Source organism: Micromonospora sp. C28ISP2-4 (assembly GCF_030519385.1).
Lineage (GTDB): Bacteria > Actinomycetota > Actinomycetes > Mycobacteriales > Micromonosporaceae > Micromonospora > Micromonospora tulbaghiae.
In genome coordinates this window covers 859,855-886,843 of the sequence record NZ_JAUMKG010000002.1, presented here as the reverse complement: position 1 = coordinate 886,843, position 26,989 = coordinate 859,855, and the positions used below count along the sequence as shown (strand labels likewise).

Annotated in this window: 23 protein-coding genes and 2 riboswitches; of the genes, 14 read left to right on the top strand and 9 right to left on the bottom strand. The window is 74.3% G+C overall.

Annotation, left to right across the window (positions count from 1 at the left end; genetic code table 11):
- Window positions 1-86 precede the first annotated feature (86 nt).
- The 3 genes from Q3W68_RS12975 to Q3W68_RS12965 all read left to right on the top strand — a co-directional run bounded on the left by Q3W68_RS12975 (window position 87) and on the right by Q3W68_RS12965 (window position 4,467).
- A complete protein-coding gene (locus Q3W68_RS12975) occupies window positions 87-2,951 on the top strand; it encodes an alpha/beta fold hydrolase (protein WP_302905611.1) in 2,865 nt (954 codons plus the stop codon).
- Entirely contained in the window at window positions 2,951-3,868 is a 918-nt protein-coding gene (locus Q3W68_RS12970) for an ABC transporter permease subunit (RefSeq protein WP_302905610.1), read from the top strand. Before Q3W68_RS12975 ends, Q3W68_RS12970 begins: the two co-directional genes overlap by 1 nt.
- Before the next feature lie 152 nt (window positions 3,869-4,020).
- Window positions 4,021-4,467 carry a DoxX family protein gene (locus Q3W68_RS12965; protein ID WP_302905609.1) on the top strand — a complete coding sequence of 149 codons (447 nt, stop codon included), beginning with the start codon at window positions 4,021-4,023 and terminating at the stop codon, window positions 4,465-4,467.
- A 56-nt stretch (window positions 4,468-4,523) separates the two neighbouring features.
- Here the strand turns inward: Q3W68_RS12965 and Q3W68_RS12960 are convergent, their stop codons facing one another.
- Both Q3W68_RS12960 and Q3W68_RS12955 read right to left on the bottom strand, forming a co-directional pair.
- On the bottom strand, window positions 4,524-5,165 hold the full coding sequence (locus tag Q3W68_RS12960; protein ID WP_302905608.1) for a DUF4232 domain-containing protein: 642 nt from the start codon (window positions 5,163-5,165) through the stop codon (window positions 4,524-4,526).
- A gap of 7 nt (window positions 5,166-5,172) precedes the next feature.
- Window positions 5,173-5,481, bottom strand: a complete 309-nt coding sequence (locus tag Q3W68_RS12955; protein ID WP_302905607.1) for a helix-turn-helix transcriptional regulator — start codon at window positions 5,479-5,481, stop codon at window positions 5,173-5,175.
- 89 nt (window positions 5,482-5,570) lie between these two features.
- Between Q3W68_RS12955 and Q3W68_RS12950 the strand changes: the two genes are divergently transcribed.
- The 4 genes from Q3W68_RS12950 (at window position 5,571) to paaN (ending at window position 11,096) form a co-directional block, all read left to right on the top strand.
- Window positions 5,571-6,545, top strand: coding sequence for a DMT family transporter (locus Q3W68_RS12950; protein ID WP_302905606.1), 975 nt, complete (start codon window positions 5,571-5,573; stop codon window positions 6,543-6,545).
- Window positions 6,546-6,617: 72 nt separating this feature from the next.
- Window positions 6,618-6,750: riboswitch (SAM riboswitch) on the top strand.
- Window positions 6,751-6,762: 12 nt separating this feature from the next.
- The gene (gene thrC, locus Q3W68_RS12945; RefSeq protein ID WP_302905605.1) at window positions 6,763-8,052 is read left to right on the top strand and encodes a threonine synthase; all 1,290 of its coding nucleotides are present in this window, start codon (window positions 6,763-6,765) and stop codon (window positions 8,050-8,052) included.
- Window positions 8,053-8,350: 298 nt separating this feature from the next.
- Window positions 8,351-9,370 (top strand): GNAT family N-acetyltransferase, encoded by a 1,020-nt coding sequence (locus tag Q3W68_RS12940; RefSeq protein ID WP_302905604.1) that lies wholly within the window; start codon window positions 8,351-8,353, stop codon window positions 9,368-9,370.
- 52 nt (window positions 9,371-9,422) lie between these two features.
- The gene (gene paaN, locus Q3W68_RS12935; protein WP_302905603.1) at window positions 9,423-11,096 is read left to right on the top strand and encodes a phenylacetic acid degradation protein PaaN; all 1,674 of its coding nucleotides are present in this window, start codon (window positions 9,423-9,425) and stop codon (window positions 11,094-11,096) included.
- A gap of 60 nt (window positions 11,097-11,156) precedes the next feature.
- Here the strand turns inward: paaN and Q3W68_RS12930 are convergent, their stop codons facing one another.
- Window positions 11,157-11,672 (bottom strand): GNAT family N-acetyltransferase, encoded by a 516-nt coding sequence (locus tag Q3W68_RS12930; protein WP_302905602.1) that lies wholly within the window; start codon window positions 11,670-11,672, stop codon window positions 11,157-11,159.
- 218 nt (window positions 11,673-11,890) lie between these two features.
- Here Q3W68_RS12930 and Q3W68_RS12925 point away from each other — a divergent pair, with 218 nt between their 5' ends.
- The 3 genes from Q3W68_RS12925 to groL all read left to right on the top strand — a co-directional run bounded on the left by Q3W68_RS12925 (window position 11,891) and on the right by groL (window position 15,474).
- Entirely contained in the window at window positions 11,891-12,094 is a 204-nt protein-coding gene (locus tag Q3W68_RS12925; RefSeq protein WP_013288855.1) for a cold-shock protein, read from the top strand.
- Window positions 12,095-12,371: 277 nt separating this feature from the next.
- On the top strand, window positions 12,372-13,577 hold the full coding sequence (locus Q3W68_RS12920; protein WP_302905601.1) for a hypothetical protein: 1,206 nt from the start codon (window positions 12,372-12,374) through the stop codon (window positions 13,575-13,577).
- 274 nt (window positions 13,578-13,851) lie between these two features.
- On the top strand, window positions 13,852-15,474 hold the full coding sequence (gene groL / locus Q3W68_RS12915) for a chaperonin GroEL (protein WP_302905600.1): 1,623 nt from the start codon (window positions 13,852-13,854) through the stop codon (window positions 15,472-15,474).
- 71 nt (window positions 15,475-15,545) lie between these two features.
- On the opposite strand, the gene Q3W68_RS12910 is transcribed toward groL, so the two are convergent.
- The 3 genes from Q3W68_RS12910 to Q3W68_RS12900 all read right to left on the bottom strand — a co-directional run bounded on the left by Q3W68_RS12910 (window position 15,546) and on the right by Q3W68_RS12900 (window position 19,243).
- Window positions 15,546-15,788 carry a hypothetical protein gene (locus Q3W68_RS12910; RefSeq protein WP_302905599.1) on the bottom strand — a complete coding sequence of 81 codons (243 nt, stop codon included), beginning with the start codon at window positions 15,786-15,788 and terminating at the stop codon, window positions 15,546-15,548.
- A gap of 70 nt (window positions 15,789-15,858) precedes the next feature.
- Window positions 15,859-16,785, bottom strand: a complete 927-nt coding sequence (locus Q3W68_RS12905) for a GNAT family N-acetyltransferase (RefSeq protein WP_302905598.1) — start codon at window positions 16,783-16,785, stop codon at window positions 15,859-15,861.
- A gap of 43 nt (window positions 16,786-16,828) precedes the next feature.
- Window positions 16,829-19,243, bottom strand: a complete 2,415-nt coding sequence (locus Q3W68_RS12900) for a S8 family serine peptidase (RefSeq protein WP_302905597.1) — start codon at window positions 19,241-19,243, stop codon at window positions 16,829-16,831.
- Window positions 19,244-19,311: 68 nt separating this feature from the next.
- Between Q3W68_RS12900 and Q3W68_RS12895 the strand changes: the two genes are divergently transcribed.
- Together Q3W68_RS12895 and Q3W68_RS12890 are read left to right on the top strand one after the other, a co-directional pair.
- Window positions 19,312-21,129 (top strand): glycerol-3-phosphate dehydrogenase/oxidase, encoded by a 1,818-nt coding sequence (locus tag Q3W68_RS12895; protein ID WP_302905703.1) that lies wholly within the window; start codon window positions 19,312-19,314, stop codon window positions 21,127-21,129.
- 65 nt (window positions 21,130-21,194) lie between these two features.
- Window positions 21,195-21,692 (top strand): hypothetical protein, encoded by a 498-nt coding sequence (locus tag Q3W68_RS12890; protein ID WP_302905596.1) that lies wholly within the window; start codon window positions 21,195-21,197, stop codon window positions 21,690-21,692.
- On the opposite strand, the gene Q3W68_RS12885 is transcribed toward Q3W68_RS12890, so the two are convergent.
- Window positions 21,689-23,089 (bottom strand): FAD-binding oxidoreductase, encoded by a 1,401-nt coding sequence (locus Q3W68_RS12885; RefSeq protein WP_302905595.1) that lies wholly within the window; start codon window positions 23,087-23,089, stop codon window positions 21,689-21,691. The two genes, Q3W68_RS12890 and Q3W68_RS12885, sit on opposite strands and share 4 nt — an antisense overlap.
- Window positions 23,090-23,122: 33 nt before the next feature.
- On the opposite strand from Q3W68_RS12885, the gene Q3W68_RS12880 reads away from it, so the two are divergent.
- Window positions 23,123-23,455, top strand: coding sequence for a DUF4031 domain-containing protein (locus Q3W68_RS12880; RefSeq protein WP_302905594.1), 333 nt, complete (start codon window positions 23,123-23,125; stop codon window positions 23,453-23,455).
- Here Q3W68_RS12880 and Q3W68_RS12875 read toward each other — a convergent pair.
- Window positions 23,381-24,016, bottom strand: coding sequence for a metal-dependent phosphohydrolase (locus tag Q3W68_RS12875; RefSeq protein WP_302905593.1), 636 nt, complete (start codon window positions 24,014-24,016; stop codon window positions 23,381-23,383). The genes Q3W68_RS12880 and Q3W68_RS12875 overlap by 75 nt on opposite strands.
- 159 nt (window positions 24,017-24,175) lie before the next feature.
- Between Q3W68_RS12875 and Q3W68_RS12870 the strand changes: the two genes are divergently transcribed.
- Window positions 24,176-25,414, top strand: a complete 1,239-nt coding sequence (locus tag Q3W68_RS12870; protein ID WP_302905592.1) for an aromatic acid exporter family protein — start codon at window positions 24,176-24,178, stop codon at window positions 25,412-25,414.
- A 110-nt stretch (window positions 25,415-25,524) separates the two neighbouring features.
- Here Q3W68_RS12870 and Q3W68_RS12865 read toward each other — a convergent pair whose 3' ends face one another.
- Complete coding sequence (locus tag Q3W68_RS12865) at window positions 25,525-26,769, bottom strand: aminotransferase class V-fold PLP-dependent enzyme (RefSeq protein ID WP_302905591.1); 1,245 nt, start codon at window positions 26,767-26,769, stop codon at window positions 25,525-25,527.
- An 81-nt stretch (window positions 26,770-26,850) separates the two neighbouring features.
- A riboswitch (SAM riboswitch) is annotated at window positions 26,851-26,973 on the bottom strand.
- Between the last annotated feature and the right edge of the window lie 16 nt (window positions 26,974-26,989).

Sequence of the window (26,989 nt, the reverse complement as noted above, 5' to 3'; positions counted from 1 at the left end):
GGACGCTACGCGACGATCGGTGCAACCGGACAGACGTACGGCGGATCTCAGCGAATGCTCAGCCGTCGGCCCGTACCGTGTGGCGCATGAGATCAACCGCCGCGCGGCTCCGGCGCGCCCTGGCCGGCCGTCCGCGCCGCACCGTCGCCGCAGCGGTGGTGGTCGTCCTCGTCGCCGCCGCGCTGGTCTGGGTGGCCCGGCCGGACGGCACGGACTTCCGGACCGAGCCGGCGTCGGTGACGGTGCGCTCCGGGCCCTCCGGCGACGAGCCCGTGGAGCTGGACACCACGCTCTACCTGCCGGAGGACGCCTCCCCGTCCAACCGGGTGCCGGCGGTGCTGCTGGCGCACGGCTTCGGCGGGACCAAGGACTCGGTCCGCTCCGACGCCGAGGACCTGGTCGCCCGCGGGTACGCGGTGCTCACCTGGACCGCCCGCGGGTTCGGGCGCAGCGGCGGCCAGATCCACCTGGACAACCCCGACTACGAGGTGCGGGACGCGCAGCGGCTGCTCGACCGGCTGGCGCAGCGGCCGGACATCCGCCTCGACGCGGCCGGCGACCCCCGGGTCGGTGTGGTCGGCGGCTCGTACGGCGGCGGCCTGGCCCTGCTGCTGGCCGCCCAGGACCAGCGGATCGACGCGATCGTCCCGATGATCACCTGGAACGACCTGTCCCGGGCCTTCCTGCCGGAGAGCAGCGGCCGGCAGCCCACCGACGGTGTGTTCAAGAAGGGCTGGGCGGGCATCTTCTTCGGCGGCGGCGGGAACGCCGGCTCCGGCCCGGCCGGTCTCTCCGGAGCCACCGCCGCCGCACCGGAGGGCGCACCCGAGTCGGCCGGCCCGCCGAGCCCGCAGCCGGGCGCCGGGCCGGGCACCGGTTCCGGTCGCGCGCCGGCCGGCGCCGCCGACCCGTCCTGCGGGCGCTTCGCGGCCGACGTCTGCGCCGCGTACCTGCGCATCGCCACCACCGGCCGGGCCGACGCGGCGGCTGTCGAACTGCTGCGCCGGTCGTCGCCGGCCGGCGTGCTGGACCGGATCAAGTCGCCGACGCTGCTGGTGCAGGGCGAGGCGGACACGCTCTTCCCGCTGGCCGAGGCGGACGCCAACGCCCGCGGCATCGCCGCTGCCGGCACGCCGGCGCGGGTCGCCTGGTTCACCGGCGGCCACGACGGCGGCTCCGGACCCACCTCCGACTCCGACCGGGTGAAGTTCCTGACCGCGCAGTGGCTCGACCACTACGTCAAGGGCGACGGGGCGGCGCCCGGCGACACGTTCACGTTCTCCCGGATCGCCGGGTTCGACGCGCTCGACCGGGGCCTGGTGGCGACCGGCTTCCGTACCGCCGACTATCCGGGGCTGACCGGCGAGGGCCGCCGAGAGGTGACGCTCGCCGGTGCGCCCCAGCCGGTCGCCGTACCGCCGAACGGCAACCCGGCGGCGATCTCCTCGGTGCCGTTCGCGGGCGCGCTCGGCTCGCTGCTGGACGGCGTCGCCGGTGACATCCCCGGCCAGCACGCCCGCTTCGAGTCGGCGCCGCTGGACGAGCCGGTCGACGTGGTGGGTGCGCCGACCGTGCGGATCAGGGCGGCCTCACCGACCGGCGAGGCGGTGCTGTTCGTGAAGCTCTACGACGTGGACCCGCAGGGCGCGTCCACGCTGCCGTCCGGCCTGGTCGCGCCGGTGCGCCTGACCGGCCTGCCGCGCACCGTCGACGAGGCCACGCCGGTCACCGTGACGCTGCCGGGGATCGTCCGGCGGGTCGAGGCCGGGCACCGGTTGCGGCTCGTGGTGGCGACGTCGGACCAGGCGTACGCCTCGCCCGCGGAACCGGCCGTGCACACGGTGGCGCTCGCGGACGGGCCGCTGACGCTGCCGACCGTCGACGCCACGCCGATCCCCACCACCGCCACGATCTGGCGCTGGGCGCTGGCCGGACTGCTCGCCGTGATCGTGGCCGGGCTCGTCGTGGTCGTGCTGCTCACCCGCCGCCGGCACCGTCGCCAGGACGACTCCGTGCACCCGGAGTACGCGGGCGTCCCGCTCGCCGTGCGCAACCTGCGCAAGGAGTACGCGGACGGCTTCGTCGCGGTCTCCGACGTGGACTTCGAGGTGCACCCCGGTCAGGTGGTCGGCCTGCTCGGGCCCAACGGCGCGGGCAAGACCACCACGCTGCGGGTGCTGATGGGGCTGACCCAGCCGACCGCCGGGGAGATCTACGTCTTCGGTCACCGGCTGGTGCCGGGCTCGCCGGTGCTGTCCCGGATCGGCGCGCTGGTCGAGGGGCCGGGCTTCCTGCCGCACCTGTCCGGCCTGGACAACCTCAAGGCGTACTGGCGGGCCACCGGGCGGCCGTGGGAGGACGCGCACTTCGACGAGGCGCTGGAGATCGCCGGCCTGGGCGACTCGGTGCACCGGCGGACGAAGAAGTACAGCCACGGCATGCGCCAGCGGCTGGCCATCGCGCAGGCCATGCTCGGCCTGCCCGAACTCCTGGTGCTGGACGAGCCGACGGACGGGCTGGACCCGCCGCAGATCGCCGAGATGCGCCGGGTGCTCCAGCGCTACGCCACCGACGGCCGGGCGGTGCTGGTCTCCAGCCACCTGCTGGCCGAGGTGGAGCAGACCTGCACGCACGCGGTGGTGGTGAACAAGGGCCGGATCGTGGCGTCCGGCCCGGTGGAGGAGATCGTCGGTGAGTCGCCGAGCGTGCTGTTCGAGGTGAGCGACCCGGACGCGGCGCGTACGGTGCTCGACCGGCTCGGCGGCGTACGGGTGCTGCCCGACGCCGACGGCGGGCTGGTGGTCGACACCAACGGCACCGCCCGCAGCGAGGTGGTGGCCGAACTGGTTCGCGCCGGCATCGGGGTGGACCGGGTGGTGCCCCGGCGCCGCCTGGAGGACGCGTTCCTCGCCCTGGTGGGCGAGAACTCTCGGGGAAGCGGGGACCGGTGATGGCGGGTTCGTCTGTGGCATCGTCGCCTGGCGGCGGCATGTCCGGTACGGCGGCGCCGGGCGCGGGCGGTGCGGCTGCCGGCTACCGGCCCTCGGCCACGCTCCCGTTCGCCGCGGAGTTCCGACGGCAGGCGTCGCGCCGTCGTACCCAGCTCGCGCTGGGGTTCATGGTGCTGCTGCCGCTGATCATCCTGGTGGCGTTCCAGTTCGACGCCGGCGACGACGACGGCGGCGGGCGGGGCGAGTTCTCCAGCCTGGCCGACCTGGCCACCTCGGGCGGGCTCAACTTCACCCTGTTCTCGATCCTGGTGTCCGCGTCGTTCCTGCTGGTCGTGGTGGTGGCGCTGTTCTGTGGCGACACGGTGGCGAGCGAGGCGAGCTGGGGCAGCCTGCGCTACCTGCTGGCGGTGCCGGTGCCCCGGGCCCGGCTGCTCGCGGTGAAGCTGGTCGTCGCGCTCGCGTACTCCGGGCTGGCCCTGCTGTTGCTGGCCGGCACCGCGCTGCTCGCCGGCACGCTCCGGTACGGCTGGAAGCCGCTGAGCAGCCAGGTCTCGGCCGAGCTGGCCCCGGCCGACGGGTTGCTGCGGCTGCTCGGCGTGCTCGGCTATCTCGCGGTCGTACTGCTGGTGGTGGCCGGGCTGGCGTTCCTGCTGTCGGTGACCACCGACGCCGCGCTCGGCGCGGTCGGCGGGGCGGTGCTGCTGTGGATCCTGTCCAGCATCCTGGACCAGATCACCGCGCTGGGCGGGCTGCGGAACCTGCTGCCGACCCACTACAGCAGCGCCTGGCTGGGGTTGCTGTCGACGCCGATGCAGACCGACGACGTGGTCAAGGGCGCGTTCTCGGCGGTCGTCTACGCCACGCTGTTCTGGGGTCTGGCCTTCTGGCGCTTCACCCGCAAGGACGTCACGAGCTGAGGTGAGGCGGACGGGGTCGCCGCGGGAGCGGTGCGGCCCATATCATGGGAGCGTTCCCACAAGATTGTCCCGCCTGCAAAGAAATCGATTAACATCAATCAATAGTCCCGCCATCCTGGACGGCGTCCGGTCCCCGTACCAGGAGGTTTCCCATGATCCCGGCGCAGCTGAAAGCCCCCGTGCTGTCCCTGTTCCGCATCGTCACCGGCGTGCTCTTCCTCTGCCACGGCGCCGCCTCGATCTTCGGCGTGTTCGGCGGCAACCCGGCCACCGGCGGGGCCGTCCCGTTCGCCACCTGGCCCGGCTGGTGGGCGGCGCTGATCCAGCTCGTGTGCGGCGCGCTGGTGCTCGTCGGCCTGTTCACCCGGCCGGCCGCGCTGCTCGCCTCCGGCTCGATGGCGTACGCGTACTTCGTGGTGCACCAGCCGGACCACCTGATGCCGATGCAGAACGGCGGCGAGCTGGCCGCGCTCTTCTGCTGGTCGTTCCTGCTGGTCGCGGTGCTCGGCCCGGGAAACTGGGCGCTCGACGCGCTGCTGGCCCGCCGCCGGTCGACCGCGACCGAACCCACCGCGGCCCCGGCCTCGGTCCCGGCCTGAGTCCCCGCCGGCGAACCAGATCCCGGTCGGGGCGACCCTCGTGCCGGGCTCTGGTTCTACAGCGGATTCACCGGCGGAGTCGTGGGCGGCGGCGGGACGGCCGGCGTGGGCGTGTCGTCCGGGCCGGGCTTCCGGCGCTCCCACGCGCTGACGCCCAGCCGGCCGGTGCTGCCGAGGTCGATCGGCCCGTCCAGGGCGACCGGGTACGCCGGCCGGCCCGCCACCGGCGCGACGTCGAGTTCGGTGCCGTTCGTCGCCGGCGCCGTCGCGTCGGTGACCAGGTTCCGCCAGATCAGCGCCGCTCCGGCCCGCTCGCCGGGGGCCAGCACGATCCGGGTGGGCGGGTGGTCGAAGCCGGAGGTGATCGGCTTGGCGCCCGGGATGATCCGCACCTCGACCGGGTCGCCGTCGGCGTCCCGGAGCGTGACCGCCGGATAGCCGCGCAGCTCGTACGGCCGGTCGCCGCAGTTGAGCAGTTCCAGGCCCATCGCCCGCAGGCCCATCGCGGCACTCACCCCGAGTCCGGTGATCGCGATGCCCTCCGGGGAGCAGATGGCGGCGGGCGTGTGGTCGGCGGTGGGAGCGCCCGCCCGCGGCGGCGGGTCGGACAGTCCGTCCGCGGGCCCTCGCGCCGGGGTGCAGGCGGCCATCAGCGTCACGCCGGTGAGGACGCCGATCAGGCGCGCCGGTCTCCGCATCCGGCGATCATGCCATTCCGCCGCGTTCGGCGAGGACCGCGTCGAGCAGGCCGGGGTAGAGGCGGTCCAGTTCCTCGCGGCGGAGCCGCACGTAGCGGGTGGTGCCGGCGACCCGGGTGCGGGTCAGGCCGGCCTCCCGCAGCACCTTGAGGTGGTGGCTGCGGGTGGCCTTGGAGACGCCGAACTCGAACGAGCCGCAGGCGTGTTCCCCGCCCGGCGCGAGCGCCCGCACGATCTGGAGCCGGACGTCGTCGGCCAGCGCCGCGAGCACGGCTGTGACCGGCACGTCGCGCAGCTCGGGTTCGTGCAGCTCCATGTGACTACGATAACCCATGTTCGACAATCGTCGAACAAGCTCCTAGAGTCGTGGCGTTGGTTCGACGGTATTCGAACATAGGAGCCGCGATGCGTTCCCGTCACGCCACCCTCCCGATCTTCGCCGCGGTCAGCTGGGGTGTCATGTTCCCCGTGCTCGCCAGCGCGCTCACCCGCGTCGACGCGCTCAACCTGACCACCGCCCGCTACGTGCTCGCCACCGCCGTGCTGCTCGCCCTGCTGCTGGCCCGCGAGGGGGTCACCGCCCTGGCCACCCAGCGGCGCGGCGTCGAGGTGGTGCTCCTCGGCGCGCTCGGCTTCGCCGGGTTCAACACGCTGACGAACCTCGCCCTCGGCCACGCCGCACCGCAGCAGATCGCGCTGTTCGCGGCCACCGTGCCGCTGGTCACCCAGTTCGTCCGCTGGGCGCGCGACGGCGTCCGCCCGCGTCCGGCGCTGCTCGGCATCTCGCTCGTCGCCCTGGCCGGTGTCGGCCTGGTGATCACCCGCGGCCGGCTCGACGGACTGGGCCAGTTCGGCTGGGGCGGGCTCCTCATGATCGGCGCGGTGCTCGGCTGGGCGTTCTACACCCACGGCGCGAGCCGGTTCCCCGAGTGGTCCGCGCTGCGCTACACCACGCTCACCGCCGTCGCCGGCATGCTCGCCATGATCGGCGCCAGCGCCGTCGCCGACCTCACCGGACTCCAGCACGCGCCGGCCGCCGCCGACCTCGTCGCGATCGCTCCCCAGCTCGCGTACGCGGTGCTGGTCGCCGCCGTCCTCGCGGTGCTGGCATGGAACACCGGCGTACGACGGCTCGGCCCGGCCGACGCCGCGCTGTTCATGAACCTGGTGCCGGTGGCCACGTTCGCGGTGCAGATCGTGCGCGGCTACCGGCCGGTCGCGGTGGAGCTGGTGGGTGCCGGGCTGACCATCGCCGCCCTGGTGGCCGCGAACCTCGTCACCCGTACCCCCTCGGCAGCGGTGACCACGACGGCGCCCGAGCCGCTCGCGGTGGTGGACCGGCCCGTGGTGGTGGACCCGGTCGCGGTGGTCGGACGCTGAGCCGGCCCACAGCGTGGGATCCCGAGGTGGCGTGGCCGTGAGCAGCGCCTAGACTCGGCGGCACAACTGAATACCTCATCCAGAGGGGCTGAGGGATACGGCCCGACGACGCCCCGGCAACCACCCGCACGCTCGATGACGAGCGACAGCGGGCAGGTGCCAATTCCGTCCCCGCCGCACCCGGCGATGCGGGGAAAGATGAGAGGAACTCCTCGACATGACGTCGACGCTTCCCGTCGCCACCGGTATCGACACCACCCTCAGCCCGGCCCGCGCCCTGGTCTGCCGTGCCTGTTCGGCGCGGTACCCACTGGCCGCCCAGCACGCGTGTTACGAGTGTTTCGGGCCGCTGGAGGTCGACTACGACACCGCCGCGCTGGCCACCGTCACCCGCGAGCAGATCGAGGCCGGTCCGGACAACATCTGGCGGTACGCGGCGCTGCTGCCGGCCGGTCAGGACCCGGCCACCCGGGTCACGCTCGACCCGGGGCTGACCCCGCTCGTCGCCGCCCCGAATCTCGCCGCCGAGCTGGGACTCACCGCGCCGCTCTGGGTCAAGGACGACAGCGCGAACCCCACCCACTCGTTCAAGGACCGGGTCGTCTCGGTGGCGCTCACCGCGGCCCGCGCGCTCGGCTTCTCCCGCTACGCCTGCGCCTCCACCGGCAACCTCGCCAACTCGGTCGCCGCGCACGCGGCCCGGGCCGGCGTGCCGTCGATCGTCTTCATCCCCGGCGACCTGGAACAGGGCAAGGTCGTCACCACCGCTGTCTACGGCGGCGACCTGGTCGCCATCGACGGCTCGTACGACGACGTGAACCGGCTCTGCGGCGAACTGGTGGAGACCGACGAGTTCGAGGACACCGCGTTCGTCAACGTGAACGTGCGGCCCTACTACGCGGAGGGCTCCAAGACGCTCGGCTACGAGGTGGCCGAGCAGCTCGGCTGGCGGATCCCGGCCCAGGTGGTCATCCCGATGGCCAGCGGCGAACTGCTCACCAAGATCGACAAGGCGTTCACCGAGCTGGTCGAGATCGGGCTGGTCGAGGCGCCGGCGGGCGGCTGGAAGGTGTTCGGCGCGCAGTCGGCCGGCTGCAACCCGATCGCCACCGCGCTGCACGGCGACACCGACACGATCGTGCCGGTCAAGCCCACCGGCATCGCCAAGTCGCTCAACATCGGCGACCCGGCCGCCGGGCTGTACGCGCTGGAGGCGGTGCGCCGTACCGGCGGCTGGATGGACTACGCCGACGACGACGAGATCCGGGCCGGCATCCGGCTGCTCGCCCGTACCACAGGGGTGTTCGCCGAGACTGCGGGCGGCGTGACGGTCGCGGTGCTGCGCAAGCTGGTCGAGTCGGGCCGGCTCGACCCGGCCGCCGAGACGGTGGTGTTCAACACCGGCGAGGGCCTGAAGACCCTCGACGCGGTGGCCGCGCAGGTCGGTCCCACCCACCGCATCAAGCCCAGCCTCCGCGCCGCCCGGGACGCCGGCCTCCTCGCCTGATCGCGGAGCCGGCTCCTCGGTCGGACGGGGGAGGTGGGCTCGCCCGGGTGGGGGATCGGGTGAGACCGGTGGGTAATCGGTGATGTGCGGTGAGTGCCAGAAAACCGTCCTCAAGGACTTGACGGCAGGAACCGGACGGCGCAAGATGCTTCGTGCGGGAGGGCATCCGCCGGAGACTTTTCAAGTTCTTGCGACCCAACGCCGGAGGCGTTGTGCGGACGTCCCTCCCGACCAACGTCCGAAGAGGCCAGCGGAAAACCGCTGGCCTCTTCGCTGTGTCCGGCGCACCCTCGGTGCCATGACGCTGACGGTGACGCCGCTGGATCCCACCGACCGGCAGACGCTCGACGCGGTCCACCGGATCGCGTGCGCCGCGCGGGCCGCCGACGAGCCGGACCTGCCCGACCCCTGCCGGCGGCGGTTCGAGGCGCCGCTGTGGCACCCGATGCCCGGCATCGACACGCGCTGGCTGGTGGCCCGCCTCGACGGGTCGCCGGTCGGCTGGCTGCGGCTCTACCTGCACACGATCGACAACACCGAGAACGCGAGCGTCGAGCTGACCGTGGACCCGGCGTACCGGCGGCGTGGCATCGGGCGCACGCTGCACGAACACGGCGTCCGGCTGCTGCGCGAGCACGACGGCAAGCGACTGGTCGGCGCGACGGTCGCCGCGCTGCCCGGCGAGGAGGGCCGGACCTTCCCCGGTGCCGCGTTCGCCGCCGCCATGGGCGCCAAGCCGGCGCTGTCCGACGTCCGCCGTCGCCTCGACGTGGCCGGGCTCGACCGCGACCGGCTGTCCGCGCTGCTGGCCGAGGCGCGCGCCGCGGCGACCGGATACCGGCCGGTGCGGTGGCGGGACCACACGCCCGAGGAGTACGTCGCGGACGTCGCCTACCTGGAGGGCCGGTTGCTGCTGGACGCGCCGATGGGCGAGCTGGACTGGGAGCCGGAGCAGATGGACGCGGCGCGGGTGCGGGAGGCGGAGCGGGCGCTGGACGCCCGGGGCGTACGCCGGTACAACACCGGGGCGGTGCACGAGGCGACCGGCCGCCTGGTCGGGTGGACCCAGCTCAGCCTGGACGCGGGCAGCACCGACCACGCCTGGCAGCAGATCACCCTCGTCGACCCCGGCCACCGCGGCCACCGGCTCGGCCTGCTCTGCAAGGCCGGGAACCTGGCGTACGCGCTGGCACACGAACCGGCGTTGCGTGCCGTCGACACCTGGAACGCGGCGGCGAACCGGCACATGATCGCGATCAACGACCAGCTCGGCTTCCGCCCCGCGGCCGGTTCCGTCGACTGGCAGTTGACGATCTGAGTTGTGACACGCCCCTACTGATCTGGTGCCTTTCTGTTGCATGATGGCGGGCATGACGGAGACCCCGCACCCCCTGTACGACAGGCACCGCGAGACCCTCGACCGGGCGCTGACCGCCATCGCGGAGCGCGGGTACTGGTCGGCCTACCCCGAGTCGCCCAGCCCCCGGGTGTACGGCGAGACCGCCGCCGCCGACGGCAAGGCCGCCTTCGAGGCGTACCTGGGCGGGGACTTCCCGCTCGACCAGGCCGGTGACGGCACCACCGTGGCCACCGAGGTCAGCCCGTTCGGGGTGGCGCTGGACGTGCGCTACCCGCACGCGGGCGCCGACCAGCTGGTGTCCGCCGCGAGCGCCGCGCTGCCCGCCTGGCGCGACGCGGGCCCGCAGGCCCGGGCCGGCGTCTGCCTGGAGATCCTGGACCGGCTGCACCGCAACGTGTTCGAGCTGGCGAACGCCGTGCAGTTCACCAGCGGCCAGGCGTTCGTGATGGCGTTCCAGGCCGGTGGCGCGCACGCGCTGGACCGCGCGTTGGAGGCGGTCGCCTACGCGTACGCCGAGATGACCCGCCACCCGGGCACCGCCGGCTGGGAGAAGGCCGCCGGCAAGGGCGACCCGCTGCGGATGACCAAGACGTTCCACGTGGTGCCGCGCGGGGTTGCGCTGGTCATCGGCTGCAACACGTTCCCGACCTGGAACTCCTACCCCGGCCTGTTCGCCTCGCTCGCCACCGGCAACCCGGTGGTGGTGAAGCCGCACCCGCGCGCGGTGCTGCCGCTGGCGATCACGGTGAAGTACGCCCGCCAGGTGCTCGCCGAGGCCGGGCTCGACCCGAACCTGGTGCAGCTCGCCCCCGAGACCGACGGCGAGAAGCTCGCCACCACGCTGGCCCTGCACCCGGCCGTGAAGATCGTCGACTTCACCGGCTCCACCGAGTACGGCGACTGGCTGGAGGCGAACGCCCGGCAGGCCGCCGTCTACACCGAGAAGGCCGGCCTGAACACGGTGGTGATCGACTCCACCGACGACTTCGCCGGGCTCTGCCGCAACCTCGGCTTCACGCTGACGCTGTACAGCGGGCAGATGTGCACCACCTCGCAGAACCTGCTGATCCCGCGCGACGGCATCTCCACCGACCAGGGGCACAAGAGCTTCGACGAGGTGGCGGCCGGGATCGCCGGCGCGGTCGCCAAGCTGACCGCCGACCCGGCCCGGGGCGTCGAGCTGACCGGTGCGATCGTCAACGACGGCGTGCTGGAGCGGCTGGAGGAGGTCACCAAGGTCGGCGAGCCGGTGCTGGAGTCGCGCACCGTCGAGCACCCGTCCTTCCCCGGCGCTGTGGTGCGTACGCCCACCGTGGTGAAGCTGGACGCGTCCGACACCGCGACCTACTCGCGGGAGTGGTTCGGGCCGATCTCGTTCGCCATCGCCACCGACTCCACCGAGCACAGCCTGCGCATCCTGCGCGAGACGGTGGGGGAGAAGGGCGCGCTCACAGCGGGCGTCTACTCCACCGACGAGGCGGTGCTGGACGCGGCCGAGGCGGCGGCGATCGACGCCGGTGTGCACCTGTCCTGCAACCTGACCGGCGGGGTGTTCGTCAACCAGTCGGCGGCGTTCTCCGACTTCCACGGCTCCGGCGCGAACGCGGCGGCCAACTCGGCGCTGACCGACGGCGCGTACGTGGCAAACCGGTTCCGCATCGTGCAGAGCCGCCGGCACGCCTGAAAGGAGGGGCCCCTTCTTAACGCCTCCGGTAGAGGAGGGGCCCCTTGTTAACGCGGCCGGTCAGGCCGGCCGGCGCATCTGGAGTTCGTACAGGCCGACGATCCGGGGGTGCGGCACCCGTACCCCGGTGTCCACGAAGCCCAGCTTCTGATAGGCCCGGTAGGCGCGGTCGTTGCCGACCACCACCTCCATCATCAGCTCGGGCCGTCCGCAGGCGCGCGACCAGGCCGCCACCTCGTCGACGAGCGCCGCCAGCAGGCCGCTGCCCCGCCGGGCCGGCGTCACGTAGACCGCGTAGACGAGCGTCAGGCCCGGCTCGTCCGGCGCGGCGATGCCGCCGGCGTGGCCGACCAGACGGCCGCCCGGGTCGGCCACGAACTGCGCGGTGTGGTCGCCCCGGGAGACGGCCGCGACCCGGGCCGCGAACTCCGCGTGCGGCCGGGCGGCGGCCTCGGCCACCGTCTCCAGGAATGCCAGCGGGGAGTCGGCCAGCATCTCCAGCCGGAGCGCCCGCATCCGGGCGGCGTCGGTCGGCCGGACCCGGCGGACGGTGGTCGTGGTGGTCACGCTGGTCATGCCGCATGCATACCGGACGGCCCGCCGCGGGCGTGCGACAGGCCCGGGTACGCCCCGGAATATGCCCGATTTGTGGTCGTGCGCCGTCGTCACGCCTCGTGTAGCGTGCGATTTCGGTCACTCAATTCAGCGTCACCGATTGCTGAATGGGTGCACCGCCGGTGCCGGTCCGCCGGTCTCCGGGTGTTGGAACGCCGCGCAGAGTGAGGAAGTGCACCGTGGCACAGGGCACCGTGAAGTGGTTCAACGCCGAAAAGGGCTACGGCTTCATCGCCGTCGACGGCGGGCAGGACGTCTTCGTCCACTTCTCCGCGATCGAGATGGACGGCTACAAGGCGCTCGACGACGGCCAGCGGGTCGAGTTCGAGATCGCGCAGGGGCAGAAGGGTCCGCAGGCCGAGCGGGTCCGCGTCATCGCCTGAACCGCGGCGGGCGGTGCTCCCGCGACCGGACCCGGACCGGGGGCTGCGTTGCGGCCGGCCACCATGGAAGATCATGAGCCGTTCCAGCCGTAGTCGCTGAGGAGGGCCCATGTCCGATCTGCCCCCGTCGGGTTCCACCGAGCCGGCGGCGTCCGGCCCTCCGGCCGACCCGACCGCGCCCCCACCTCCTGCCGCCGAGCCGGCGCCGGGACCGTCGGGGGCCACGCCCGGCTCCGGTGCGTCCGGCGCCGACCCGTGGGCCGGTCATACCGGCCCCGTGCCTATCGTGCCTGACCAGCCGGGGTACGACAGCCCGCAGCCCGGCGCCGCGAACCCGGTCGGCCAACCCGCCTGGGGCGCCCCGCCCGGCTGGACCGCGCCGGGCGACGTCCCACCCGGCCACACCTCGCAGGGCTGGAACGCGCCGGGCACCCCGCCGCACGGCTGGCCCGCGCCGGGCACCCCGCCCCAGGGCTGGACCGCGCCGGGCACCCCGCCGCCGGGTTGGGGCGGCCCCGCGTACCCGGGCTATCCGATGCCCGGCGCGGCGTACCCGATGCCCGGCGCGGCCTACCCGGTCCCCGGCGCGGCGTACCCGGCGCCGGCCGGTCCCGGTGCGTACGCCGGCTGGTATCCCGGCATCGACCCGCAGGATCCGCTGGTCAACCCGCCGCACGGAGGCATCGGTCCCTGGTTCGCCCGCTGCACGGGAGCGCTGCGGCGCGGCTGGCGGCAGCTGCTGCCGATCGTGCTGCTCACCCAGGTGGTCCCGGCGGCGGTGATCGGCGTCCTCACGCTCGTCTTCAGCCCCGAGGGCGAGCTGGCGACCGCCCCGGACGGCGCGCCGGTGCTGCCGGCCGGCTTCTGGGGGCAGATGTTCGCCTTCTACGGCGTGCTCCTGGCAGCCGGGTTGGTCTTCGGCCTGCTCCAGGCGGCGGGCTGGGCCGCCGGCACCTGGGTGGTCGCCCGTCAGGCGGCCGGCGAGCCGACCGGACTCGGCGCCGCCTTCCGGTACGGGATGCGCCGTGCCCTCGGCCTGTGGGGCTGGACGCTCCTGGTCTCGCTGCTGGTCATGGTCGGCACCTGTTTGTGCTTGCTGCCCGGCCTCTACGCCGCGTTCGCGCTGGCCCTGTTCGGTCCGGTCTACCTGTTCGAGCGGCGGGACCCGATCGGGCGGGCGTGGCGGATGTTCCACAGCCGGTTCGGCATGGTGCTGGGCCGGGTCGCGCTGGTGATGGCGGTCCTCCTGGCGACGACGGTGCTGGACGCGGTCGTGGGCGGGATCAGCGGGGCGCTGTTCGGCGTCGAGCCGATGACTGCCGTCGGCACCGCGATCGGCGCCGTGGCGTTCGCCGTGTTCGGCGCCCTGCTGGCCGCCCCGGCGTACCTGGCGCAGCAGGTCGGACTGGTCGTCACGTACGCCGAACAGCGGGCTCAGGAAGGCCCGGTGAACGCGGCCCGGCTGGCGGCGGAACTCGGCTGAGCGGGGCTGTCGTGCTTGCACTCGGCTAGGGAGAGTGCTAAACAAGTCATTGGCACTCGCGTACGGTGAGTGCCAGAAGGTCGGGGCGGTAGGGCCACGGCCGCACCGGTGTCCGAAGGGGCGCCGGAGCGGTACGAGGCCGGTCGTCGCGGGCTGTCCGGCCCGACCGAGGAGACGTCGTCGTCGCCAGGTGGCGACGTCCCCAAGGTGCGTACACCAGACGGCCCATCCGGGCATCCGGGTGGCCCGTGAGTGTCCAGGAGGACAACGCCGTATGGCCAAGATGATCGCGTTCGACGAAGAGGCGCGCCGCGGCCTCGAGCGGGGCATGAACCAGCTCGCCGACGCCGTGAAGGTGACCCTCGGCCCCAAGGGCCGCAACGTCGTGCTCGAGAAGAAGTGGGGTGCCCCCACCATCACCAACGATGGTGTGAGCATCGCCAAGGAGATCGAGCTCGAGGACCCGTACGAGAAGATCGGCGCCGAGCTGGTCAAGGAGGTCGCGAAGAAGACCGACGACGTCGCCGGTGACGGCACGACGACGGCGACCGTCCTGGCCCAGGCCCTGGTCCGTGAGGGTCTGCGCAACGTGGCCGCCGGCGCCAACCCGATGGCCCTGAAGCGGGGCATCGAGGCGGCCGTGGCCAACGTCTCGGAGGAGCTGCTCAAGCTCGCCAAGGACGTGGAGACCAAGGAGCAGATCGCCTCCACCGCCTCCATCTCCGCCGCCGACACCAGCGTCGGCGAGATCATCGCCGAGGCGATGGACAAGGTGGGCAAGGAAGGTGTCATCACCGTCGAGGAGAGCAACACCTTCGGCCTGGAGCTTGAGCTCACCGAGGGCATGCGCTTCGACAAGGGCTACATCTCCGCCTACTTCATGACCGACCCGGAGCGTATGGAGGCCGTCTTCGACGACCCGTACATCCTGATCGTCAACAGCAAGATCTCGTCGGTGAAGGACCTGCTCCCGATCCTGGAGAAGGTCATGCAGTCGGGCAAGCCGCTGCTGATCATCGCCGAGGACCTGGAGGGCGAGGCCCTCGCCACCCTGGTGGTCAACAAGGTCCGTGGCACCTTCAAGTCGGTCGCCGTCAAGGCGCCGGGCTTCGGTGACCGCCGCAAGGCCATGCTGACCGACATCGCCATCCTCACCGGTGGCCAGGTCATCAGCGAGGAGGTCGGCCTCAAGCTGGACGCGACCGGCCTCGAGATGCTGGGCCGCGCCCGCAAGGTCGTGGTGACCAAGGACGAGACCACCATCGTCGACGGTGCCGGCGACGCCGAGCAGATCCAGGGCCGGGTGAACCAGATCCGGGCCGAGATCGACAAGAGCGACTCCGACTACGACCGGGAGAAGCTGCAGGAGCGCCTGGCCAAGCTGGCCGGCGGTGTTGCGGTGATCAAGGTCGGCGCGGCCACCGAGGTCGAGCTGAAGGAGCGCAAGCACCGCATCGAGGACGCCGTCCGCAACGCGAAGGCCGCCGTCGAGGAGGGCATCGTCCCGGGTGGTGGCGTCGCGCTGGTGCAGGCCGGCAAGACCGCCTTCGACAAGCTGGACCTGGCCGGCGACGAGGCGACCGGCGCGCAGATCGTCAAGATCGCGCTGGACGCCCCGCTGCGGCAGATCGCCGTCAACGCCGGCATGGAGGGTGGCGTCGTCGTCGAGCGCGTCCGCAACCTCGACCCGGGTCACGGCCTCAACGCCGCGACCGGCGAGTACGTGGACCTGCTGGCCGCGGGCATCATCGACCCGGCCAAGGTGACCCGTTCCGCGCTGCAGAACGCCGCCTCGATCGCCGCGCTGTTCCTCACCACCGAGGCCGTCGTGGCGGACAAGCCGGAGAAGACCCCGGCCGCCCCGGCGGGTCCGGGTGGCGGGGAGATGGACTTCTGAGTCCAGCTCCACCCAGTACACCGAAGGGGGCGGGCCGCGTCAGCGGTCCGCCCCCTTTCCACGTATCCGGCTCAGGTGGGCAGCGGGCGCTGGTTGCGCCGCTTGTGCGCCCTGTCGTACGGCGGTGGCGGCCGCCTCGGCTCGTCCACCGGCTGCCGTTGCTCCTCCACCGGTGGCCCGTCGGCACCGGTCAGCTCGGCGAGCTGCTCGGCGTCGCCGACGTCGAGCCGGTCGAACGGGAGCTGGCCGGGAAGCTCGTCGGCCGGGCGCCGGGCCGCCGCCGGGTCCTCGGCCCGTTCGTCATTCGTGGTCATGCACCGCCTCCTCTGCTCCGACCGTAGAGCCCGGTCGATGGCGAAGGAGGCCGAATGGCGCTATTGACGTCTATGCCCCTTTGATGGCTTTCCGGTAGAGGAAGAACACCCGCTCGATCCGGGCCCCGGCCGCGTTCGAGTAGAACGGCACCGGCCCCACCCAGCCGATCTGCGCCGCGGTGATCCCGGCGGCCGCCTGGTCGCGCAGGCAGCGGCGCAACAGCACGCCACCGATCCCGGAGCCTTCCGCCGCCGGTGCGGTGCCCATCGGCCCGAACCAGCTCGGCCGCGCCGACCCGTACGCGGCGAACCCGAGGATCTCGCCGTCCCGCTCGGCGAGGTGCACACCCGCGTCCGGCCGCCCCACCGAACCGGCCAGCTCACCGTCCCAGGTGCCGCCGAACGTGGACCGGGCGAACGCGGCGAGCGCCGGCAGGTCGTCGGCGCCGGCCCGGCGTACCGTCACGCCCCGCCCGGCCAGCCGCTGCTCGGCGGCCTCGGTCGGACGCAGCGCCGCCGACCCCTCGGACAGGTCGGCGGTCATGTTCCAGGCCGTACGGTCCTGCCGGTAGCCGAGCCGCTGCGCGGCGCAGACCGCCGGCGTGTAGCGCACGTCGATGCCAGGCCAGGCGTAGTACGGCGGATTGCCGGCGAGCAGCACCTCGGCCGCCCCGAGCGCGCCGAGCCGGCTCTCCGCCTCGGCCAGCAGCGCCCCGCCCACGCCCTGGCGGCGGTCCGTCGGCGCCACCGCGACCAGGTCGACGTGGCCCAGGCGCCCATCGGCCGCCGAGAGCGACCCGACGAGTACGCCCACCAGCGCGCCGCCGCGTACCGCGCCGAGGCGCAGCACCGGACGGTCCGCCTCGGCCCGCTCCGCCACGGTGACCACCACAGCCGGCGCCTCGCTCGCGTCCTCCGGCAGGTCGAGCGACAGCCGGCACAGCTCGACCACCTCGGGCAGCCGGTCCCGGCCCAGCTCGATGATCTCCACGTCCATGGACGCCGACAGTAGAACATCGGCAGGCCAATGGACAGGGTTGTTAACCGGTCGCCGTGGACCGGGCCGCGCGCACTGCGGCGTACGCGTCCACCAGTCCGGCGCCGGAGACGTCCTGCGGTCCGCCGCAGGCCTCCGCCCCGGCAGGCTGGGCGACCGGCTGCGCGGTGTCGCGCAGGATCGCCCGCGTCCGTTCCAGGTCCCCGACCAGCGCCGGATTCGCCGACCACATCAGCGCCACCACGCCCGCGACCTGCGGCGTGGCCATCGAGGTGCCGTCCAGGGTGGCGTACCCGCCGCCCGGCATCGCGGAGAGCACCGCGGCGCCGGGGGCGACCAGGTCCGGCTTGGCCTGACCGTCCGGCGCCGGGCCACGGCTGGAGAACTCGGTGACGCGCCGCTGCCGGTCCACCGCCCCGACGGTCAGCACGTCCGGGTACGGCGCCGGCGCGTCCGCGATCGAGCCGCACGACGGGCCGGTGTTCCCGGCGGCGGCCACCACGAGGATGCCCGCCGCTGTCAGCGCGGCGGTCGCCGGTCGCAGCGCCCCCTGGTCGCACCCCTCCACCGGCGGGCAGCCCCACGAGTTGGTGAGCACGTCCGGGGCGCGAGAGGGACGGCCGTCGGTGAAGGCGTTCCCACCTTCAGGGAACGGAGCCAGCATGAACTGGAGGCAGTCGAGGTAGCGGGCCGGGCTGCCCATGTTGCGGTCCAGGTTGACGCAGCCGACCCAGCTCGCGCCCGGCGCCACGCCGATCCCGTCCCGGCCCACCGCGCTGCCGAGCGTGTGGGTGCCGTGACCACCCCGGTCGGCCGGGGCGCGGCGGCCCTCCCACGGGTCGTACCAGGAGTCCTCGCCGCCCCGGAAGCCGTCCGCGAGCGCCGGGTGCCGGCCGTCCACCCCGGAGTCGGAGCTGCCCACCACCACGCCGGACCCGGTGACGCCCAGCTCGGACCAGACCCGGTCCGCGCCGATCAACGAGACGTTCCAGGCCGGGCCGGCCGGCGCCGGCGCGTCGCCGCGCGCCTGCGGGGCGAGCGCGGGCAGCGGGCGCAGCCGCTGGCTGACCAGCACCCGGGCCACCTCCGGACGGCTGGACAGCCAGGCCCGCACCGCCGGCCCGCCGTCCGTCTCGATCGCGTTCACCAGGTAGTACGGCGTCGGGTTCAGCCGCATCCCGGTCAGCGTGCGGCGCAGGTCGCCCTGCGTGCGCTCGGCGGTGGCCACCAGCCGCCGGTAGACCTCGGTCGCACGGGCGTCCCGCCCGGCCCGGCCCGGCGTCCCGGCCGGCAGGCCGGTCAGGTCGGCCTGCTCGCGCAGCACCACGAGCAGACGCTCGCCGTACAGTCCCGGCTGGCCGGGGACGACGTACACCACGGCGACGGCGGCGAGCAGGGCGGCGGCTGCGAGCGCGGCCGGACCGCGCCGGGGCGCGCGGGCGCGGGACCGGGCGAGCAGCACGCCGTACCCGACGGCCAGGACGACCGCGACGGCGAACGCCACGCCGGTGCCCACCGCGACCCAGAACGGCGTGTCGCGGGTGGCGGAGAGCAGGAGGCTGATCTCCTCCGGGTCGGTGAACGCGAGCGGCCCCAGCAGCGCGAGCCCGACCAGCCACCGCACCGGCGCAGGTCCGGCCGGGCGGCCGGCGTGGCGGGCCGCCGCCTCCAGCGCGGCCAGCACGAAACCGAGCGGCGGCAGCAGGAGCAGCGCCGGCAACTGCACGCCCGACTGCCCGGCGGCGGCCGCGAGCGGCGTCAGCGCCACGCCCGCCACCAGACCGCCGAGCAGCACCAGCCGGGCCGGACCCGGCCCGAACGCGGCCCAGAAACCGGCGCCGAGAAGCGTCCCGGCGAGCGCGCCCAGCGCGGCGGCGGCCAGGCCGGCGAGCAGTGTCTCCAGCGCTCCGCCGAGCCCGCCCACCCAGACCCAGGGCAGCAGCACGGCCAGGCCGGCCGCGACCGCCAGCAGCGACACCGGCCCGAACCGGCCCTCCGGGACCGCGTCCACCACTACCGGTGGCCGGACGCGGCCGAGACGGACGGCGACGAGCGCGAGCGCGGCGGCGGTCACCGCCAGCAAGGCCAGGTACGCCTCGTGGTGCACCGGCGGCACCGTCCGCAGCAGCGTGGTCGCGCCGAGCGCGACCACGGCTGCGGTCCAGGCCCGGCCGGTCGCCCGCAGCGCGGGGGAGCGGGGCGCGAGCGCGAGCGCCAGCGCCGGGGCGCCGGCCAGCAGCACGGTGGCCACCGCGACCACCGGCCAGCCCGCCACCGGCCGGTCGGCGCCGATCACCAGCGCCACCTGGTCGACCAGCCAGCCGGTGATCTGGCCCGGCACGGTGACCAGCACGATCCACACCCCGGTCGCCACCGCCGCGACGACCGGCCACGGACCGGTCTCGCGCGGTGGCGGCGGCGGTACGGGGGCGGGCGGCGGGCCGGTCAACATGGTCATCACGGTACGGCGGGGCCGTGTCGCCGCGCGCCCGGGACGGTTACGGTTGACTGGTGCGTGACCCGAGTGTGTCCCGATCCACGGCCGGCCGGCTGTCCGCCGAACGCCGCGCCGACGACCTGCGTCGGCTCCGCGCCGAGCGGTTCGACGTGCTGGTCATCGGCGGTGGCGTGACCGGAGCGGGCGCCGCGCTCGACGCCGCCTCCCGGGGGCTGAAGGTCGCCCTGGTGGAGGCGCGCGACTACGCGGCCGGCACGTCCAGCCGGTCCAGCAAGCTGATCCACGGCGGCCTGCGCTACCTGGAGCAGTTGGAGTTCCACCTGGTCCACGAGGCGCTGACCGAGCGCGGCCTGCTCGCCACGCGGCTCGCGCCGCACCTGGTCCGGCCGGTGCCGATCCTGGTGCCGCTGCCCGCCGAGGGTGGCGCGCGTGACCTGCCCCGGCGGTTCTTCCGCCGCTCCTACTACGGCCTCGGCGTGGCAGCGTACGACGCGTTCGCCGGGATCTTCGGCGGCGGGCGTGGCATGCCGCTGCACCGGCACCTCACCCGCGAGGGCACCCGCCGGATCTTCCCCAGCCTGCGCCCGGACAAGCTGGCCGGCGCGATCCGCTACTACGACGGCCAGGTCGACGACGCCCGCCTGGTGGTGACGCTGGCGCGCACCGCGGCCAGCCTCGGCGCGACAGTGGTCACCAGCGCCCGCGCGGTCGGCCTGACCCGGCAGGCCCGGGAGGTCACCGGCGTGCGGGTCCGCGACCTGGAGGCGCCCGCCGGCTCGCCGGACGCCGAGTTCGAGGTGCGCGCCCGCACCGTGATCGCCGCCACCGGCGTGTGGAGCGACGACATGTCGCGGATGCTCAACGACGTCGGGCTGCGCCCGAAGCTGCGGGTCCGGGCCTCCAAGGGGGTGCACCTGGTGGTGCCCCGCTCGGCGATCGTCGGCGAGACCGGCCTGATCCTGCGTACCGCGACGAGCGTGCTGTTCGTGATCCCCTGGGGCGGGCACTGGATCATCGGCACCACCGACACGGACTGGCAGCTCGACAGGTCCCACCCGGCCGCGACCGCGAGCGACATCGACTACCTGCTGTCGCAGGTCAACACGGTGCTGGACCGGCCGCTGACCACAGCCGACATCGAGGGCGTCTACGCCGGGCTGCGCCCGCTGCTGGCCGGCGAGGCGGACTCCACCTCCAAGCTCTCCCGCGAGCACGCGGTGGTGGAGCCGATGCTCGGCCTGCTGCTGGTCGCCGGCGGGAAGTACACCACCTACCGGGTGATGGCCTCCGACGTGGTCGACCGCGCGATGCACCGGCTCGGCCGGACCCGCCCCTCGCGCACCGCCGACCTGCCGCTGCTCGGCGCCGACGGGTACGCGGCCATGTGGCGGGACCGGGCCGACCTGGCCCGCCGGCACGGGGTGGCGGTCGGTGTGGTCGAGCACCTGCTGGAGCGCTACGGCACCCTCACGCTCGACCTGCTCGCCCTGGTCGACGCCGACCCGCTGCTCGGATCGCCGCTGGCGGGCGCACCGGAATACCTCGCCGCCGAGGTGACGTACGCCGCCCGCGCCGAGGGCGCGCTGCACCTGGAGGACGTGCTCACCCGGCGTACCCGGATCTCGATCGAGACCAGCCACCGCGGCCTGGAGTCTGCGGAGCACGCCGCGGAGCTGATGGGCGCGGTGCTCGGCTGGGACGCGGCGACCCGGGACCGGGAGGTCGCCCACTACCGGGCGCGGGTGCTCGCCGAGCGGGAGTCGCAGCTCATGGCGGACGACATCGCGGCCGACGCGGCCCGCCTCGGCGCGCCCGACGTCCGCGGATTCGCGGCCGACCGGGGCATCGACGGCCCGGGCGTTGAACTCCCGGCCTCCCCCAGGTAGGGGATCCCCGACCCGGGCCGCTCGGCCGGTAGTGCGCGCTACCTACGGAAGTGTAGGTTTCCGGCGTGGTCCGCCCATCCCGGTTGCGCGTCCCCGCTCTGTCCGCCGTCGTCGTGCTGGCTCTGGCCGGCTGCTCCTTCGGCCGGGCGGAGGGCGCCACCACACCCGGGGCGGCGGGCACGGCCGGCCCGACCCCGGACGGCAGGCGTGTCTCCCTGGTGCAGCGGCTCGGCGACGGCCCGGTCCGCAACCTGGAGGTGGACCCGACCGGCCGCTGGCAGTGCCGCGACTGCGCCGGTGACGGCGTGGACGCCACCGGCACGCTGAGCCCGGAGCAGACCAAGCGGCTCCAGCGGATGCTCGCGGACCCGGCGATCGCGAAGGAGACCGACCAGGCCCGCGGCTACAAGCAGGGCTGCATCGGCGTGCTGACCTCGACGCTGCTCGTGCCGCCGGACCTGACAGTCACCATCCAGGACTGCCCGGGCGAGCCGAAGCCGAAGGTGGCCTACGACGTGCTGCTGCTCGTCACCCAGGCCACCCCGGCCGAGGACAAGAGCTAGAAGATCTTGCCGGGGTTGAGCAGCCCCGCCGGGTCCAGCGCCGCCTTGATCGCCTGGTGCACGCGTACGCCCACCGGGCCGATCTCGCGGGCCAGCCAGTCCCGCTTGAGCAGCCCGACGCCGTGCTCCCCGGTGCAGGTGCCGCCCAGTTCCAGTCCCAGCCGCATGATCTCGTCGAAGGCCCGCCGTCCCCGGGCCAGGCTCGCCGGATCGGCCCGGTCGACCACGATGTTGGGGTGCATGTTGCCGTCGCCCGCATGGCCGACCACCCCGATCGGCACCTGGCACGCCTCCGCGATCCGGGCCACCCCGTCGAGCAGTTCCGCCAGCCGGCCGCGCGGCACCGCCACGTCGTCGATGACCAGGCCGCCGTTGCCGCCCGGGAACGTCTGCGCCGCGAACTGCTCCATCGCCGGGTGGGCCAGCCGCCGCGCCTGGAGCAGTGCGGCGGCCTCGGTCGCGTCGGTGGCCGCGTAGACCTCGTCCGCGCCCGCGGCGGTGCACACCTCGGCCAGCCGGGCCAGGCCGTCGGCGGCCCGCGTGCCGGTGTCCACCGCGGCGAGCAGCAGCGCTTCGGCATCAGTCCGCAGACCCATCGGCCGGTACGCCTCGATCGCCAGCAGATGCGTCCGGTCCAGCAGTTCCAGCAGGCTCGGGGTGAGCCCTCGCTCGGCGATCCCGGCTACCGCGCCACCTGCGGTCGCCACGGTGGGGAAGACAGCTACCAGGGTCAGTGACTCCTCCGGGGCCGGGCGCAGCGCCACAGTCACCTCGGTGATCACACCGAGCGTGCCCTCCGAACCCACGAACAGGCGGGTCAGGTCGTACCCGGCGACCCCCTTGGCGGTACGCCGCCCGGTGCGCAGCACCTCGCCGGAGGCGAGCACCACCTCCAGGCCCAGGACGTACTCGCTGGTCACGCCGTACTTCACGCAGCACATGCCACCGGCGTTCGTGGCCACGTTGCCGCCGATCGTGGACGACTCCCAGGAGCCGGGGTCCGGCGGATACCAGAGGCCGTGCTCCCGTGCCGCGCGGGCGAGCGCCGCGTTCACCACGCCCGGCTGCACCACAGCGATCCGGCCGACCGGGTCGATCTCCCGCACCGCGTCCATCGCCACGGTGCTCACCACCACCGCCCCGGCGACCGCGTTCGCCGCGCCGGCCAGCCCGGTCCGCGCACCCTGCGGCACCACTGGTACGCCGTGCCGCGCGGCCGCCCGGACCACCGCCACCACCTCGTCGGTGTCGCGGGGACGCACCACCGCCAGCGGGGTGCCCGAGTCGCACAGATCGGCCTCGTCGCGCTCGTGCCCGGCCAGCAGGTCCGGGTCGGTCAGCACGGCGGCGTCGCCGAGCGCGGCCCGCAGGTCGTCGAGGAGGGGATGGGCGGCCATGCCGGGAAGGCTACCGGCGTACCGTCTGTTGCCGTGCTCTACCTGGACCCGCCCGCCGTGCCCTGGCGCGGCCGGCTCTGGTCGCACCTGATCAGCGACGTCTCGTACGCCGAGCTGCACGCGTTCGCCGAGATGCTCGGCGCGCCCCGGCGCGGCTTCGACCGGGACCACTACGACGTGCCCGCCGAGCGGTTCCGGGCGGCGGTCTGGCTCGGCGCCACTGTCGTGCCCTCGCGGGAGATCGTCCGGCTGCTGCGTGAAGCCGGCCTGCGCCGCCCGAAGCACCGCGTCTCAGGCGAGCGCGGCCAGCTCCCGGGACAGGTTGGCCCGCGCCCGGGCCTCCCAGCGGGCGTGCGGCTCGGGTAGGCGGTACAGCGCCGGCAGGGCGAGCAGGTGCCGCAGCACCGCGGCCCGGCTGGTGCGGAAGTCCGGTTCGGGCACGTGCGCGTACTCGGCGCGGATCGCGGCGGCGTACCTGTCGTACCGCTCCGCCGGGGCCGCCAGCACCGCCAGGTCCGCGTCGCAGAGCAGCGCGCCGTCCGGGTCGTCCGGCCCGACCAGGTGGCCTGCGGTGAGCAGCACCAGACGGCGTACCCCGGTCACCGTCGCGGCCGGGAGCCCGGCGGCGGCCAGCAGCTCGCCGGCCAGGCCGGCGCTGGCCCGCTCGTTGGCGTCGCCCTCCGCGCGCGGGTCGTAGACCGCGTCGTGGCACCACGCCGCCAGCCGGACCAGGTCGGGGTGGCGGGCCATCCCGGCGTACGCGTCGACCACGTCGAGCACCGCCCGCAGGTGCGCCTCGTCGTGGTAGCGCCGGTGCGGCTCCCGCCAGCCCGCCAGCAGCCGGGAACCGGCCCGGTCGACTCCCGCCGGATCGGTCGCGCCCGCCGCCCGTGCCGTCTCCCGCCACCGCGCCGTCAGATCGTCCACCGGGTGCAGTCTGCCCCACTTCGCGACCGGACCGGGGGTTCAGCGGGATCGTCGCGGGTAGTACCCGCCATGGCCCCGGACCGACGACTGCCGTTCCTTCGTCGCGGCGATCAGCGTGAAGGCCCGGGTGACCGTGACGGCCAGCGGATCGCCTCCGCGATGGAGGAACTGCGGCACCGCAGCAAGGCAACACTGCACGACCGGCTGCACCGGGTCCGTACCGCGTTCGGCCTGGCGGTGCAGGCCGGACTCGCCGCCGGCCTGGCGTACCTGGTCTCGCACCGGCTGCTGAAGAACCCCCAGCCGGTCTTCGCCCCCATCTCCGCTGTCGGCACGCTCGCCGCCTCCGTGGGGCAACGGTTCCGCCGCACCGTCGAGTTGATCGTCGGGGTGGCGGTCGGCGTGCTCGTCGGCGACGCGCTCATCTACTTCGTCGGCACCGGTGCGTGGCAGCTCGCGCTCGTGGTGACCTCGGCGATCCTGCTGAGCATCTTCGCCGGGGCGAGCGTCGCCATCGTCATCCAGGCCGCGGCCACAGCGGTGCTGATCGTGACGCTCAGCCCGTCCACCGAGAACCTGGAGTTCCCCCGCTTCATCGACGCGTTCCTCGGCGGCGGCATCGCGCTGCTGGTCACCGCCATCCTGCTGCCGCTCAACCCGCTACGGGTGATCAACCGGGCCGCCCGGCCGGCGCTGGACCTGCTCGCCGACCAGCTCGACGCCTGCGCCGGCGCGGTACGCGGCCGGGACCGGGACGCGGCCCAGCGGGCGCTGTTCCGGCTGCGCGAGAACAAGGAGGAACTGGCCGCGCTCTCCGAGGCGATCGAGGGCGCCAAGGAGACGAGCACCCTGTCACCCGCCCGCTGGCACCGGCGCAGCGAGCTGACCCACTACGCCGAGGCGGCCGAACCGATCGACCGGGCCATGCGCAACAGCGGCACGCTGATCCGCCGCGCGGTCACCATGATCGAGGACGCCGAGCCGGTCCCCGAGCCGATGCCGGACGCGATCGGTCACCTGGCCGAGTCGGTACGCCTGCTCCGGCAGGAGTTCGCCGCCGGGCAGGAGCCGGAGGAGGCCCGGGAACGGTCGCTGCGCGCGGTGAGCGAGGCCGGCCGGGCGTACGCCGAGGGCGTCGGCTTCTCCGGCAGCGTGGTGATCGCCCAGGTGCGTACCACGGCGAGTGACCTGATGGTGGCCTCCGGGATCGAGCAGGAGGAGGCGAACCGGCTGGTGCGGCAGGCGCCCTGGGCGAGAACCGCCAGGGTGAACCCGCAGCCCGGAACCCCGCCGCCCATCCCCCCACGGCCCCACCTGTCGGCCGACCCCCGGTGCCCCCGCCCCGCTCCCGCCCCGCCCCGATCCCGCCCTGCCCTGCCCCCGCCCCGCCCGCGTTGATCAAGGAGTTTGCGGCCTCTCCAGAGATCAACTAGCACGCAAACCCCTTGATCACCGCCCGGGATCGGGCGGCTTCGTCACCGGGGCGGGAGGGGCGGGGCGGGAGAGGGCTAGCGCTGGGGCTGGGGGAGGTGGGTCAGGGCGGTCAGGAGGGCGTCCACCTCGGTCGTGGTGGTGCCGAGGCCCAGGCTCGCTCGTAGGGCGGTCGGGGGCAGGTCGGTGCGGCCGGTACGGGCGGCGGCCTCGGCCAGCAGGCGCCGGGTCAGCGGGTGCGCACAGAACAGGCCGTCGCGTACCCCGATCCGGTGCCGGCTGGCCAGGTGGGCGGCCACCTCGGCGGAGTCCCGCCCGGCGACCACGAAGCTGACGATGCCCACGCGGGGCGCGTCCGGGCCGAACACGCGCAGCTCCACCACGTCCGGCAGCGCGGCCAGGCCGGTACGCAGCCGGGCCAGCAGCGCCTGTTCCCGGGCGTGCAGCGCGTCCCGTTCGGCCGCGCCGAGCGCCTCGCAGACAGCGGCGAGCGCCACCGCGCCGAGCAGGTTCGGCGTGCCCGCCTCGTGCCGGGCCGGGCCGGTCGTCCAGCGCACCTCGTGCGTCGCGGCGCCGACGTGGCTGGTGGCGCCGCCTCCGGCCAGGTACGGCGGGGCGGCGTCCAGCCAGTCCGCGCGCCCGGCCAGCACGCCCGCGCCGAACGGGGCGTACAGCTTGTGCCCGGACAGGGCCACGTAGTCCACGTCCAGCGCGGTCAGGTCGACCGGGGCGTGCGGGGCGAGCTGCGCGGCGTCGACAAGGATGCGGGCGCCGTGCCGGTGCGCCACCCGGGCCAGCTCGGCGACCGGCCAGCACTCGCCCGTGACGTTGCCGGCGCCGGTGACCGCGACCAGCACGGGCAGGCCGGGCCGGGCGTCGCGGGCGAGTTCGCCGAGCGCCGCCGCGAGGGAGCGGACCGCGCCGGCCGGGCTGTCCGGCACCGGCAGCCGTACCGAGCCGCGCGGCCAGGGCAGCAGGTTGGCGTGGTGCTCGCCGCCGAACGTGATCACGGTGGTGCCGGCGGGCAGCGCCCGGGCCAGCAGGTTCAGCGCGTCGGTGGTGTTCCGCGTGAAGATCACGTGATCGTCGGGGCGGACGCCGAGGAAGTCACCCACGGTCTGCCGGGCCCGCTCGTAGGCGAGCGTGCAGCGCCGCGACAGCGCGCCGGCACCGCGGTGCACACTCGCGTACCAGGGAAGCAGCTCGGCCACCGCGTCGGCCGCGCCCCGCGCGCACGGCGCGCTGGCGGCGTGGTCCAGGTTGATCTCTCCCGGTACGCCGAGCACGCCGAGCGGGTCGGGCCGGACCGGCGCGGGCAGCACGGGCAGCGAGGGTACGAGGGTGGGTGACGGTCATGCCGGAGCCTCCCGGGTCACAGGGGACCCCAGGTGGTGCCGGGACGGGGTCCGCGCTTGCCCGGCACGCGGAGCGGCACCGGGCCCGGTCATCACCCGGGGCACCCCACCGCGAACCTCGACGAGGGTTGCCGGCCAGCAAGCCGGGGCTTGACGCTGGCGCTCGTGACCTGTCCGGGAGCATAGC